Genomic DNA, 14,013 nt, shown 5'->3' on the forward strand with positions numbered 1-14,013 from the left:
GCATTGCAGCCCAGGGGTTTTTACATTTACAGCTTTTATAATAAACGAAATAATCTATACATTTAGTTTTTCATTACGCCTCGGGCCTGCTTATTCAACTTATCCTTTTCATGAAAACAACTTTACAATTCTTTACCAGCTTAACGTTGGCCATTTGCATCACTTTAATAAACCTCCCTGACGCTACCGCTCAAACAAAAAGTTCTGAAACACGGCACATCTATACCTTTGTTGAACAGATGCCCGAATTTGAAGGTGGCGAAGCAGGTATGATGCAGTATATCGGACAGAATCTACGCTATGCAGAGGGTCTTCCAGGCGGCTTGCTGGTGGCTTCTTTTGTCGTAAACCCGGACAGTAGCGTGTCGGACGTGGCAATCATTAAAGGTCTGCATCCGGAACTGGAGCAGGAAAGCATACGTGTGTTGGAGAGCATGAGTGGCAAGTGGGTTCCGGGTAAGCAGAACGGAAAGCACGTGGCTGTCAGATTTACCTTGCCAATCCGCTTTGAAGGGAATGCGCAGCAAAACACAGAAAATATGAATCTGACTCGTCAGGGAAACGCTAATGAGCAAATTCCACCATCGGTCTTAGCGGAGGGAGATAAGATGCCTGATTACAAAGAAGGCATGGTTCAACTACTAAAATTTATAGAGAAGAATAGAAAGTATAACAGGTCCAACTCTCCTTCCGGCATTTCTCAGATTTCATTTATTGTTCATGAAGACGGGACTTTAAGTGATTTCGCAGTAGTGAAAAGCCTCACACCAACTTTAGACGAGGAGGCTATACGGGTCCTGCGCCTAACCGATGGAAAGTGGAAACCAGGTGTGCAGCAGGGAAACGCTGTGAAGGTAAGATTCACCATGCCTGTACGCTTCTGATAGAGCCTACTTACAAAAAAGCCTCCCCAGAATTATAGATTCGGGGGAGGCTTCTATTTTTATCACCTATACCTTAGATATTCCACTCGTTCAGCGTCGCCATGGCGTGGTAAGCGGTCATATCGTACTGGCACGGCACTACGGATACGTAATTGTTCACCAGCGCCCATTCGTCCGTGTCTTCTCCTTTGTCGTGGTTCACGAAGCTGCCCGTCATCCAGAAATAGCGACGGTTACGCGGGTCGAGGCGTTCGTCAAATTCTTCCTGCCATCTGGCATGGGCCTGGCGGCATACCTTCACTCCTTTGATCGGTTCGCTGCTCTTTTTCGGTATATTCACATTCAGGGCAGTGTTTTCAGGTATACCATGCTCCAGCGCCTGCCGAATGATCAATTCCACAAATTCTTCGGAGTGGGTGAAATCAGCCTCGTGCCCGTAGTCGCAAAGTGAGAATCCGATGGCCGGAAGTCCCTCAATGGCAGCCTCAATAGCGGCTGACATGGTACCGGAGTACAGTACACTGATGCTGGAGTTGGAGCCATGGTTGATGCCGCTCACCACCAGGTCCGGGCGGCGCTCTTTCAGCACATGGTGCTTAGCCAGTTTCACACAGTCGGCCGGGGTGCCGGAGCATTCATACGCTTCTATACCCAGGTCTTCAAAAGCGATGGAGCGGTCCAGGCGCAGTGTGTTGCCAATCGTGATCGCATGCCCCATACCTGACTGCGGCCCATCAGGTGCCACAACCACAACCTCTCCTATCTTCTTGGCCACTTTCACCAGCGTACGTATACCTGGCGCTGTAATGCCGTCGTCGTTCGAAACCAGTATTAATGGTAAAGCCATTTTATTATTTTTAGTTGATGTATGACAAAATAAACGAATTACGTTTTCGTGCTAATATACGACAACCCGGGCTGTCACAACAGGGTTACATGGAATATAATGATTCATTAATCTCACCTCATGCTTAAGAATATTCTATACGCCATCTTGTTGGGGGTGGGCATGGCAGCTTGCCTCGCCGACCGTGACAAAAACGATGATGCCACTAACGATACAGTGACCGAAGGTGGTCCGATGACTGAAACAGTCGAATTTGAAACATCAGAGACTCCGGCAGATCCCGCTGACCTAATGATCGCCAAAGGTCAGACAGGCCGCATCCGCATAGGTATGCCTATTGAAGAGATGCGCAGCCATGTACCCGAAGGGCAACAGATCAGAGATACCACCCTGCAACTTGAAGGCCAGCAGTATACTGCCTATGTGTTCAGTGCCCCGGAGAGTCCCCGTGGCCTGCTGGTAGAACAAATCTGTGAGCCTGACTGCCAGGTATGGCGCATCCATGTTCGTGACGAAGACTACAAAACAGCACAAGGTATAGGAGTTGGATCAAAATACGGTGAAGTAATACAGCACCATCCTATTAGCAGCACCAGTTTAAGCGAAGCTGGCTTTTTGGCAGTAAGCGAAAAGAGTGGCATGACTTTCATACTGGACACCAGCCAATTAGACCAAAATAGTCTGCATAAATTAAAACCCGATCAAGTTCCCGCTAACACCTTGGTACGCGGCATTTTAATATATTAGATTTTTGTGATATTACAGCAGATTGTGTATTATTGCTCTCATGTCATTACTCCGCACCCGTTATAGCTATAAAAACACCGGACTTCTGCTGCTCCGCATCGGCATCGGCATCATGTTTATACTCCATGGTTGGCCTAAGATGGTGGGCGGACCGGAACGGTGGGCGAAGATCGGGGCTAATATGCAATTGCTGGGTATAGACTTTATGCCGGAATTCTGGGGTTTTATGGCTGCATTTGCTGAAACGGTGGGTGGTGCACTGCTAGTCTTGGGACTTTTCTTCCGCCCTACGGTTATCCTTCTCGTTATCACGATGATCGTAGCCACGTTGCGTCACGTCAGTGCCGGCGACGGTTTTGGCGGCTATTCACATGCCCTGGAAGCGGCTATCCTTTTCTTTGCCCTCTACTTCATAGGACCGGGCAGGTATAGCCTGGATAAGCAGCTATTCCCGACAAACAAAAACCGGAAGACTTTTATGGTCTAAGCAGGATTTTTGCCCCGAATTGGTTAACATTGCTTTACAAGACCAATTGTAAACACCACACATGCTAACCACTCTGCTCTTAGCCGCGCTGCTGGCTACCGGAACACCTGACAAAACCGACCTCAAAACGCCTTACGAGAAAGGCAACAAGAACCAGACCGCCACTTACGACGAAGCCATTGACTGGTACCGCAAGCTTGATGCCGCTTACGACGAAGTGAAAATGGTGCCCTACGGCTATACTGACTCCGGCCGTCTGTTGCACCTGGTCATCATCTCCACCGACAAAGACTTCGACCCACGCTCCATTAAGCAGAAAGACAAGCGCGTATTGCTCATCCAGAACGGCATACACCCGGGCGAGCCCGAAGGTATAGACGCGACCATGCTGCTGGCCCGTGACTACCTGCAGGACAAGAACAAACGCAAGCAACTGGACAATGTGGTGCTGGCCATTATACCTGTGTATAACATCGGCGGGGCACTCAACCGCAACAGCCATACCCGCACCAACCAAAACGGACCGGAAAGCTACGGCTTTAGAGGCAATGCCCGCAACCTGGATCTGAACCGCGACTATCTGAAGACGGATTCCAAAAACGCCCAGACTTTCCACCTCATCTACCGCGATTGGGATCCGGATGTGTTCATGGACAACCACACTTCCAACGGAGCCGATTACCAGCACGTGATGACGCTGATTGCCACGCAGCACAACAAGCTGAACCCAACCTTGGCTGGCTACCTGCAGGGCAAGATGCTACCTTCGCTATATGAGGGCATGAAGAAAGATAAATTCCCGATGGTACCATACATGAACACCATTGGTGAGACACCAGAGAAAGGCATCATTGGCTTCATGGAGTCGCCGCGCTATGCTACCGGCTACACGGCGCTGTACAACACCATTGGTTTCGTACCGGAGACACACATGCTTAAGCCCTTTGATCAGCGGGTGCAGTCCACTTACAAGCTGATGGAGCACATGATCAGCACTGTGAGCCGTGACGCCAAAGAGATAGGTGAATTGAGAGCCAGGGCGAAACAAGAAACGCTCACCCAAAAGACCTTTGCGCTGGACTGGAAGCTGGACACTACTAAGGTAGAGCAAGTCCCTTTTCTGGGCTATGCTGCTAAGTACAAGCCAAGCGAAGTAAGCGGGCTCGAGCGCCTATACTACGACCGTAAAGCACCTTACTCCACCAACATCAACTACTATAACACCTTCACCCCTTCTGTGACTGTGGAGAAACCAGTAGCGTACATTATTCCGCAAGCCTGGCGTGAAGTGATCGATCGTCTGAAGCTGAACAAAGTGGAGATGCGCCAGCTCAAGCGAGACACCACCCTTACGCTCGATACCTATTACATCACGGACTATAAGACATCGCCACGTGCCTACGAAGGCCACTACCTGCACACTGGCACGCAAGTGGAGACCCGCACTATCCCGCGCCAGTTCCTGAAAGGCGACTACGTGGTATACCTGAACCAGGAAGCTAACCGATTCCTGGTAGAGGCATTGGAGCCTCAGGCCGTGGACTCATACTTCAACTGGAACTTCTTCGACAGTATCCTGATGCAGAAAGAGTACTTCTCGAGCTATGTGTTTGAAGACCTGGCCGCTGATATCCTAAAGCAAAACCCAGACCTGCGCAAGCAACTGGAAGCACGCAAAAAGCAGGACCCGGAGTTCGCCAAAAACGGACGCGCTCAGCTTGATTTTGTATACCGAAACTCACCGCACTACGAGCCTACCCACAACATGTATCCGGTTGGCAGATTGATGCAGGATATGAAGCTGCCACTTTAAAACAGAATTAGGATAAAAAGCAAAAGCCACCCGATGAGGGTGGCTTTTGCTTTTACACCACCTATATTTGTATACACAAGCTTGCAATCCACGTACAGCCAACGATCGAAATCAAATACTATGTTTAAGACAAATCATCTGATCCCACTCCTGGGGTTAGCCCTTATCACACTGGATAGTTGTACCAGCTCTGGCAGCAGCGCCAGCACAAATGATTCAGATACTAAAACTGTTGCTCAAAACTCTGCTCAGGAAGTAGCATTGTCTGAAGCCCAGTTGGAGAAAGCCCGCACCAATTACGCCAGCTACTGCTCCGGTTGTCACGGCGAAGAGTTGGAGGCCTTTACTGATCGCAAATGGAAGCATGGCAGTTCTGCTGAAAATCTTTTTGCCGCCATCAAACACGGCTATCCTGAGGAAGGTATGCCCGCCTTTGAGCAGACCTTCTCTGACCAGGAGATTATCGCCCTGGTCGCTTATATACAGGAAGGTATACAGAACGTGAAGCAGTACGACTTCAGCGAAGAAGCCACCGCGACCACCGTCTATACCGCTAAAGATCTCCGCTACCGCCTCGACACCGTGGCTACGGGTATGGAGATTCCGTGGGGAATGGCTTTTGTGCCAAACGGTGACATGCTGATCACGGACCGTAACGGAGCTTTCTACCGTTTGCCTAAGGGAAGCCGCCTGCCCCAGAAAATAGCCGGTGCACCTGATGTGCTTGCACAAGGACAAGGCGGTCTGCTGGATGTGGAGTTGCACCCCAACTTTGCCCAAAACAACCTAATCTATCTTTCCTACTCTGCTTTTAAGAAAGAAGGAGACCAGACACTTTCTACTACTGCTGTAATGCGGGCCAAACTGGAAGGCAACAGACTCACGGACCAGGAAGTGATCTTTGAAGCACAGCCTTGGGCCCGTACCCGCCACCACTACGGCTCCCGCCTGGAGTTTGGTCGTGACGGCATGTTGTATGTATCGGTAGGCGACCGTGGCCAGCACCACGAAAATGCACAAACCATTGAGCGAGCGCCTGGCAAGGTGCACCGCATCAAAGACGATGGCACTATACCTGCCGACAACCCTTTTGCAAACGAAAAAGGCGCCATTGCCTCAATCTGGACAATCGGTAACCGCAACATACAGGGCATGACAATACACCCGCGTACAGGCGCTATCTGGACTAACGAGCATGGCCCGAGAGGGGGCGACGAGGTGAACATCGCGGAACGAGGCAAAAACTACGGCTGGCCAGTGATTTCCTATGGCATCAACTACAACGGTACCGTGCTGACTGAACTGACCAAAAAAGAAGGTATGGAGCAGCCGCTCTGGTACTGGGTACCATCCATTGCACCATCAGGTATGGCTTTCGTGACGGGCAACCGCTACAAAGGCTGGGAAGGCGATCTGCTGGTTGGATCGCTGCGATTTCAGTTCCTGAGTAAACTCAAAATGAATGGCGATAAGATTGTAAGCGAAGAAAAACTCCTAAAAAACATCGGCCGTGTGCGTGATGTGAAGATGGGACCAGATGGGTATATCTATGTAGCAGTAGAGAGCCCGGGCACAATTTACAGGGTAATGCCTGTGGAGTAGAAAGGTTAGCATGGCGCGAGCGTCCTCGCTCGTGTCTACTATGGTGGGGCCTCTGGCCCAGGTATAGGTATAGGCACTACCCTCGTTCGCGTCCTACGAGTGTGAATTATCGGGCGGGCTCTGGCCGCTTTGATCTGTAGATTTGTCACAAGTGGCGTCCCGCGACTGGATAGCCCACACTCGCGGGACGCGAGCGAGGGTACAATTGAAAAGGCCAGGCTCTTATTCAGAGCCTGACCTTTTTGTTTATACCTATACTTGCTTAAGACCCCACATTCGCCCGCAGCACGCGCAGGAAATTCTCACCCAGAATCTTTTTGATATCCTCCTCGCTATACCCTCTGGCAAGCAGCTCGCGGGTAATCACTGGCATATCAGCTACACTGTCAAGCTGCTTCGGTGTGGAAGTGACACCATCAAAGTCAGAGCCGAGGCCTACGTAGTCAACTCCTACCAACTTTACGATATGGTCGAGGTGGTCCATCAGCAAAGAAAGTGGTGGGCGAAGCTGCGAAGCCTCTTCTGGGTAGTTTGCCATGGCCCAGTCAAAAATCTGGATCGAGTTCGCTCCTTCTTTACGCAATGAGTCTACCTCTACCTTGTGATTGGCCCGGAAAGCGTTCATGCGCTTGTCGTATTCGGGGTCCAGGAAGCCGGAGAAAAAATTGAGGTGGATGACACCACCGTTTTTGGCAACTGCCTTTATCTGATCGTCTTTCAGATTGCGGAAGTGCGGGTTGAAGTGGTGCACACAGCTGTGTGAGATCAGCACGGGCTTAGTGGTCGTGGCCATGGCATCCCAGAAAGTACGCTCGCCTACGTGGCTCAGGTCAACCAACATACCTAGTTCATTCATTTTGCGAACCACCTGCTTGCCAAATTTAGTAAGCCCGGGTTTGCGATTTTTAGGCAGTTTGCCTCCCTCCTCGTCCATGGCAGATGTAGCCCAGGGAGTGGAGTTGTTCCAGGTCAGGGTCATGTAGATGGTACCACGTTTGTGCAGCGCCTCCAGGTACTTTAGGTTGCTTTCCATCATGTGGCCACCCTCCACCCCAATCATAGTGGCCATTTTATTTTGCGCAACAGCCTGCTCGATATCGGCAGGTGTGCGGGCAATCATCATCTTGTCAGGGTTACGGTTTACGATGGCGTATAGTGAGTCGATCTGGAGGTTGGCGAACTTAAAGCCTTTGCCTTTTCCGTAGGTGCCATCACTCCACACTGAAAACACCTGTACATCGACCCCTCCCTCTTTGAAGCGTGCCAGGTCAGAGTGTGTTTTGCCGCGAAGGTCATCCTCCAGTCGCAGTCCTTCCAGTACCGAGATCAGCACGTCGTTGTGCGTATCCACCACAATAGCCTGTTCGTGCAGTTGCTTGTAATCCTGTGCAGATGCCTGCAGACTGCCACAAAGCAGCGTTGCCAGGGTGAGGCCTCCGCCCACTAGTTTCTTATAATTCATAGTCTGATGCTTAACGTCCTAAAGAGCCATACCTTAAATATAGCCAAAAGGCGCGACTTTCCTATTGCAGCCAGTTCTCCACAATCAGATTCGAGAAAGCGAAGAAATTGGTCAGGATATGCGCCAGTGTAGGTATAAGGATGCGCTGCTGCCGGAAAGCGGTATAGCCCCAGATCAATCCCATAAAAAATGCCCCACCCACTAAAGGCATGAACCCTCCCTGGTAGCTGATGCCATAGGCGGCATAAACCGATATATGCCATAGCCCAAAAAGCAGCGTAGGCAGCACGAAGGCGTACACTTTATTTTGGCCATACCTACTTGTATAAGAACCACGCCAGTAAAACTCCTCTATAAAACCATTTGTGAGGGCTACAAGCCCAAGTATCATGTATAGCGCAGGGCTGAGATGAGGGTACGCGACCAGAAATGCCGCCGTGAAAGCGCCGATTACCGGCACAAAGCAGAGCACTACCAGAAGCAAGTCCATACCTGTGCGAGGGGGCAAGGTATAGCGTTTGGCCAAATCACCCTTCTTCATTACCAACCCATGCCCAATACACCAGCTCCAGTATAGCAGAAAACTAGCCAAATAACCGGTCGTCTTTCCAAGTATCTGAGGGAGGAAATAAAAGGCAGCGAACGTAACTGGCAGCAGCAGAAAGCCCGGTAGCAACAGGCCCTTCTCTTGGGCATTTTGCGGATTGACAAGTGTAGTCATTATCTAGGTAGATTTTCTTGTACTGAGTACGTAGCAACCGATCTTGTCCGGATGGTCCTGCACCAGGTCTGTGCCATGCTGATGCCGCAGCATCCAGAGAATGAGCAAGTCGCCAGCAGCGGCCATGCTGAAGAACAGGCCAAACAGAAAGAGCAGAAAATGCCCCATGGCTATACCTGCCAAAGCGGGCAAGAGTCCCATCACCAGACCCGGCATCATCCCGCCTATGGCGTACTGCTTCAGCGGCAACACCTCTTTGCAATGGCAGTAAGGTGTCAGTACTTTCCAGTACACACCGTATTTGATCGACTTTAGTCCATTTTGGCAGAATACTGCCCAGGTAAGCCCATGCAGCAACTCATGTACCACGGCCCCGAGCACAAAGACCAGCAGCATGATTAGGGGTGAGATCATCAACAGCTCCCGGTTTGTCTGTACAAGCTGTTGTAGATTTTGAGTAGAGAACTGGTCAGGCCAGATCAGCCAATAAGCTACCCCATAAACTACCACTATCGGCACAATAAAAACCAGTGCCCGCACATTGGCTTCAGCGGCGCTCATACTCAATTCAGTTTTTCTGTACTGTTCTCCGTCTACTTGCATGATGCGAATTTCACTAATAAGTAGCAAAAAATAGGCGAAAATTCAAGTTGAATTTCAACCATTTGAGGGTGACCTTTGTCAATATGAATAGCAAAGGTATACTCTTGAAAATTTTGCCGGCCCTGGGCCTGTTCTTCGGGCTGATCGCTCCAGTACAGGCGCAAAGCGACCGTGTAAAAGATTACAATAACAACGGTTGGTACATGTACTTCGGTGACCACAAACTCAATAACAGGTGGGGACTGCACACCGAGGTACAATGGCGACGGCATAATATTCTCAAAGACCCGCAGCAACTGCTTATCCGCACAGGTATAAACTTTGACCTGACGCCTTCGACTATGTTCACGCTGGGCTACGGTTACATCGAGACGCACCCCTACGGCGACTTCCCGGCTGCAGGTACTTTCCCGGAGCATCGCATTTACCAGCAGCTACAGCACAAAAGCAGTATCGCGCGGGTAGGCCTGATGCACCGCTACCGCCTGGAGCAGCGCTGGATCAAGCCCGCCGGAGCTGAAACTTCTACATACCTCAATCGTGCACGTTACATGCTCAAGGCCACCCTGCCACTTGTCGGCACGAGCATTGACGAAGGGGAGCCTTTCCTGGCAGCCTATAATGAGATCTTTGTTGGGTTTGGCAACAACATCCAACGTAACATCTTTGATCAGAACCGGGCTTATGTTGCTTTAGGGTATAAGATCAACAGTGCCGCTACACTGGAACTGGGCTACCTCAACCAGATCGTGCAGAAGGCCAGCGGCATCGTGTTTGAGCATAACCATACCTTGCAGGTAAGCCTTTTCTACAACCTCGATTTCAGTAATAACCAGTAGTAGTCCTAAACTAGCTATACCTATACAATTTATGCACAAGCGCCCCCGCTATACCTGAGTGGGGGCGCTTTTCTTTTGTTGGCAGGTATAAGAAAAAAGCTATATTTGTCTAAACGACTTCCCGCTATGGCAACAGTCCTATACCTTGATGATCTCTCTAAAAAATACGGTAACCTACAGGCTGTTGACCGGCTGACGCTGCAAGTGGAAGCGGGCAGTATCTATGGTCTGCTCGGCCCGAATGGTAGTGGCAAAACGACTACATTGGGTATGGTGCTGGATGTGATCAGGCCGAGCGGAGGTAGCTTTTTGTGGTTTGGGAAACCTATCAGCAGAGAGACCAAACGACAGGTAGGCGCCCTGCTGGAAACACCCAACTTCTACCCTTACCTCACGGCCCACGCCAATCTGGAAGTAGTAGCTGATACCAAGCAGGCAGATCATCGGCATATAAACAGCATGCTGGACATGGTGGGCCTCGGTACGCGAAGCCGCACGACTTACAAAGGTTTTTCGCTGGGTATGAAGCAGCGCCTGGCCCTGGCTGCCGCCATGCTCAATGACCCCCAAGTACTGGTACTCGACGAACCGACCAACGGACTTGACCCGCAAGGTATAGCAGAGGTGCGTGACCTGATTACCCGGATCGCCGCTCAAGGCAAAACCATCCTGCTGGCCAGTCACTTGCTAGACGAGGTAGAAAAGGTATGCACGCACGTAGCGGTATTGCAGGCAGGCAAGCTCAAAGCCAATGGGCCTGTAGGGGATATCCTCTCCACACAAGACCAACTGCTGATCAGTGCCGAGGAACTGGCTCCCGTACTGCTGTTGCTGGAGCGCTTGCCCTACATCGTACAGTTTGCCCGGGAGAAGAATTTCATTAATCTCACACTCTCCGAAGGCTATACCAGCACCGACCTCAACCGCGATATGTTTGCGCAGGGCATCGTGCTGTCGCAACTCCTGGTGCGCCGCAAAAGCCTGGAGGCGCAGTTCCTTGAAATCACCCAAAAATAAGCTCCGCATGAACCTGATTAGAACTGAACTCCGAAAGATACTTAGATACCCTACTTTCTGGGTAATCATGGCCATCTATGTACTACTGCAGGTATTGCTGATTTATTTTAGCAGCAATATGATGGTTGGAGGGCAATCGCTGGGCAAAACGCTCTATGATTTTCCCAATCTGTGGATGCGCTTCTCTTATATTGCCTATTTCTTTAACCTGCTGCTAGGTATACTGGTCATTGTGCTGATCACAGACGAGTACAGTTGTCGTACTCTCAGACAACAGGTAATAGACGGGCGTTCACGTGCTGAGGCGGTTTTGGCTAAATTTTATGTTACGCTCGGTCTGGCAACCCTGGCGACTGTGTTTCTGCTGGTGATAGGTCTCTTATTTGGATTGACTAACAGCACTGACAAAAGTATAGGCGCCATATTTGGCAAGATTGATCACCTTTCCTATTTTTTTGTGCAGGCTGTCGGGTACATGTGCCTGGCCATGTTCTTTGCCTTCCTCATACGCAAGAGCGGCCTGGCGATCATCGCTTTCCTGGCCTGGTCCAAAATAGTGGAGCCCATCTTACATTACCAGATCGATGACCGTATTGACCGCTTTATGCCAATGAAAGTGTTCGGTAGCCTTACCCCTACCCCGGGACAGGAAATTATTGATGGGCTGACCAGCCCCATGATGGTGCTTAGTCCGGCCCTGGCAGTTTTACCCGCGCTATTCTATATCGCAGTGCTTGTGCTCGCTACCGTCATGCTGGTGCGGTATCGTGACTTGTAGGCTCTCTTTAAAGCGAATTATAATAATTCACGATACTGAGTAAGTCTTTAGAATTGTTGTAATCCAGCTTGTTTGACTTTACATACTGCTTTACTTTCCCTGTATGGTCGCCGCATAACTTAAGCATATCTCTTTTGGGCTTTCGTAGCTGCACGATATCGCCGTCTGACATCATTACATACAGAACCTCCTGTAGTTCATCTCCTGCCGTTGCAAAATGCGGAAAATAATGTGGCTGTAAAGATGCCGTTGCATGCTGCTGATCCCCTTTGGCAGCCGTCACCCCAATATATCTTTTCATCAGCACAAGCTCCCCCTGGTTGATTTGCTCAAAGAATACGGGTACCCTGAAGTCGCTATCCATGCTGCCCCTATTCCAGGGCAAAGACCGAAAGATCTGTGGTTTCCCATCGTACACCCCGCTGATCATAAAATGACTGACATTAACAGCTGAAAAAGAATTTATAACGCCGTCTTCCGATGCTATTTGCACGACATCCTGTGCAGGGTGATAGACAACAGCCCCCTGCAAACTGTCACCGCTGGCCAGTACAACTTTTCCATAGAGCCATCTCTCCATGTCAAACCCCTCCCGTAGTTGTGCCCAGCCCTGTACGCTACTACAAGCAAATGCCACAAATAATGTAAAAAACAAATATTTAGTACCCAGTCCTCTCATCAGCCTTAAATTAAATATTGTGAATAACCTTTTATAAAACACGCTACCTAATCTATTGTTTCACAAAAGATTACATACAATTCTTAACGTAAGAAAATAGAAGCGGGATAGGCCTTTCCCAAATAATTTGAGCTGGAGAAGCAGGAAGCTCAGTACAAAAAAAGCCCATGCCAAATGGCATGGGCTTTCTATCTTATGTATCTGAAGGCTGCTTAGCGAACAACCGTATTCTTCAGTATTTCGTGTCCTAATTTGTCACGTTTGGTTGTCAGGTAGCTCTGGTTGTGTGGGTTTGGCGCAATCTCAATGGGCACATTCTCTACTACTTCCAGACCATAACCAATCAGGCCAACACGCTTTTTAGGGTTGTTGGTGATCAGACGCATCTTCGTAACGCCCAGGTCACGCAGGATTTGAGCACCCACACCGTAGTCGCGGTCATCCATACCAAAACCTAGTTCCAGGTTTGCCTCTACTGTATCACGGCCTTGCTCCTGCAGTTTATAGGCCTTCAACTTATTGATCAGGCCGATACCGCGCCCTTCCTGGTTCATGTACACGATCACGCCTTTGCCTTCACGCTCTACCATGCGCATGGCTTCGTGAAGCTGTGGTCCGCAGTCGCAACGGCATGAGCCAAAGATATCACCTGTTACGCACGAAGAGTGCACACGTACCAGCACAGGTTCTTCTTCCTTCCAGTCTCCTTTTACCAGGGCCAGGTGCTTGGCACCGTTACTGCGCTGTGTGAAGGCATACAAATCAAAATTTCCAAAATCTGTTGGCAGCTCTACTGCGATCTCGCGGTCAATCAGACTTTCTTTCTTCAGACGGTACTCTACCAGGTCTTTGATCGAAATCAGTTTCAGGTTAAAGCGCTCCGCTACTTTCACCAGGTCTGGCAAGCGGGCCATCGTACCGTCCTCGTTCATGATCTCGATCAATACACCAGCTGGTGCAAGACCTGCCAGGCGGGCCAGATCAACAGCAGCTTCTGTATGGCCCGGACGACGCAGTACGCCTTCTTTCTTTGCTTTGAGCGGGAAAATATGGCCTGGCTTACCTAATGCATTCGGATCAGTGTTGGGATCTACCAGTGCCTGGATAGTCTTGGCGCGGTCAGAGGCAGATATACCTGTTGTACATCCGTGCCCGATCAGGTCTACAGATACCGTGAACGGTGTGGCATGCAGAGCAGTGTTACGGCCCACCATCAGTTCCAGTCCCAGTTCGTCGCAGCGCTCCTCTGTAAGAGGCGCACAGATCAGGCCGCGACCGTGCGTCGCCATGAAGTTGATGATCTCTGGTGTAACCATTTCTGCCGCGCAGATAAAGTCACCTTCGTTTTCACGATCGTCGTCGTCCACCACAATAATGATCTTACCCTGGCGGATGTCCTCGATCGCTTCTTCTATTGAATCGAGCTTAATTGGCTCTAGTGAATTAGTTTCCATGTGTACCTTCATATACCTACCCACTTTATAAGTATGGGCCAGGTGGTTGCTTTATAATGAAATGCGCTGCAAAGGTAAAA

Annotated in this window: 14 protein-coding genes; 8 read left to right on the top strand and 6 right to left on the bottom strand. The window is 50.0% G+C overall.

Annotated elements, in window-relative coordinates; genetic code table 11:
- Positions 1-239: 239 nt before the first annotated feature.
- On the top strand, positions 240-884 hold the full coding sequence (locus AC5FX6_RS09860) for an energy transducer TonB (RefSeq protein WP_493596881.1): 645 nt from the start codon (positions 240-242) through the stop codon (positions 882-884).
- Between the two features lie 73 nt (positions 885-957).
- Here the strand turns inward: AC5FX6_RS09860 and surE are convergent, their stop codons facing one another.
- Positions 958-1,731 carry a 5'/3'-nucleotidase SurE gene (surE, locus tag AC5FX6_RS09865; RefSeq protein WP_493596882.1) on the bottom strand — a complete coding sequence of 258 codons (774 nt, stop codon included), beginning with the start codon at positions 1,729-1,731 and terminating at the stop codon, positions 958-960.
- Between the two features lie 120 nt (positions 1,732-1,851).
- Here surE and AC5FX6_RS09870 point away from each other — a divergent pair, with 120 nt between their 5' ends.
- The 4 genes from AC5FX6_RS09870 (at position 1,852) to AC5FX6_RS09885 (ending at position 6,380) form a co-directional block, all read left to right on the top strand.
- Positions 1,852-2,478: a mechanosensitive ion channel protein MscS gene (locus AC5FX6_RS09870; RefSeq protein WP_493596883.1), complete on the top strand. Its 627-nt coding sequence runs from the start codon at positions 1,852-1,854 to the stop codon at positions 2,476-2,478.
- 40 nt (positions 2,479-2,518) lie between these two features.
- Positions 2,519-2,965, top strand: a complete 447-nt coding sequence (locus AC5FX6_RS09875; protein WP_493596884.1) for a DoxX family protein — start codon at positions 2,519-2,521, stop codon at positions 2,963-2,965.
- 61 nt (positions 2,966-3,026) lie between these two features.
- Positions 3,027-4,778, top strand: a complete 1,752-nt coding sequence (locus tag AC5FX6_RS09880; RefSeq protein WP_493596885.1) for a M14 family metallopeptidase — start codon at positions 3,027-3,029, stop codon at positions 4,776-4,778.
- A 120-nt stretch (positions 4,779-4,898) separates the two neighbouring features.
- Entirely contained in the window at positions 4,899-6,380 is a 1,482-nt protein-coding gene (locus AC5FX6_RS09885) for a PQQ-dependent sugar dehydrogenase (RefSeq protein ID WP_493596886.1), read from the top strand.
- Positions 6,381-6,642: 262 nt separating this feature from the next.
- Here the strand turns inward: AC5FX6_RS09885 and AC5FX6_RS09890 are convergent, their stop codons facing one another.
- The 3 genes from AC5FX6_RS09890 to AC5FX6_RS09900 form a co-directional block, all read right to left on the bottom strand.
- On the bottom strand, positions 6,643-7,842 hold the full coding sequence (locus AC5FX6_RS09890) for a dipeptidase (protein WP_493596887.1): 1,200 nt from the start codon (positions 7,840-7,842) through the stop codon (positions 6,643-6,645).
- 61 nt (positions 7,843-7,903) lie between these two features.
- Complete coding sequence (locus AC5FX6_RS09895) at positions 7,904-8,563, bottom strand: CPBP family intramembrane glutamic endopeptidase (protein ID WP_493596888.1); 660 nt, start codon at positions 8,561-8,563, stop codon at positions 7,904-7,906.
- Between the two features lie 3 nt (positions 8,564-8,566).
- Entirely contained in the window at positions 8,567-9,166 is a 600-nt protein-coding gene (locus AC5FX6_RS09900; RefSeq protein WP_493596889.1) for a DUF3267 domain-containing protein, read from the bottom strand.
- 104 nt (positions 9,167-9,270) lie between these two features.
- On the opposite strand from AC5FX6_RS09900, the gene AC5FX6_RS09905 reads away from it, so the two are divergent.
- From AC5FX6_RS09905 to AC5FX6_RS09915, 3 genes are all read left to right on the top strand, one after another.
- A complete protein-coding gene (locus AC5FX6_RS09905; protein WP_493596890.1) occupies positions 9,271-10,005 on the top strand; it encodes a DUF2490 domain-containing protein in 735 nt (244 codons plus the stop codon).
- Between the two features lie 126 nt (positions 10,006-10,131).
- Positions 10,132-11,022 (top strand): ABC transporter ATP-binding protein, encoded by an 891-nt coding sequence (locus AC5FX6_RS09910; RefSeq protein ID WP_493596891.1) that lies wholly within the window; start codon positions 10,132-10,134, stop codon positions 11,020-11,022.
- A 7-nt stretch (positions 11,023-11,029) separates the two neighbouring features.
- Positions 11,030-11,800 carry an ABC transporter permease gene (locus tag AC5FX6_RS09915; protein ID WP_493596892.1) on the top strand — a complete coding sequence of 257 codons (771 nt, stop codon included), beginning with the start codon at positions 11,030-11,032 and terminating at the stop codon, positions 11,798-11,800.
- A 7-nt stretch (positions 11,801-11,807) separates the two neighbouring features.
- Here the strand turns inward: AC5FX6_RS09915 and AC5FX6_RS09920 are convergent, their stop codons facing one another.
- A complete protein-coding gene (locus tag AC5FX6_RS09920; protein ID WP_493596893.1) occupies positions 11,808-12,380 on the bottom strand; it encodes a hypothetical protein in 573 nt (190 codons plus the stop codon).
- 311 nt (positions 12,381-12,691) lie between these two features.
- Complete coding sequence (locus AC5FX6_RS09925; RefSeq protein WP_493596894.1) at positions 12,692-13,933, bottom strand: bifunctional 3,4-dihydroxy-2-butanone-4-phosphate synthase/GTP cyclohydrolase II; 1,242 nt, start codon at positions 13,931-13,933, stop codon at positions 12,692-12,694.
- Positions 13,934-14,013 lie beyond the last annotated feature (80 nt).

It is taken from the genome of Pontibacter sp. LHS2, from assembly GCF_058932845.1.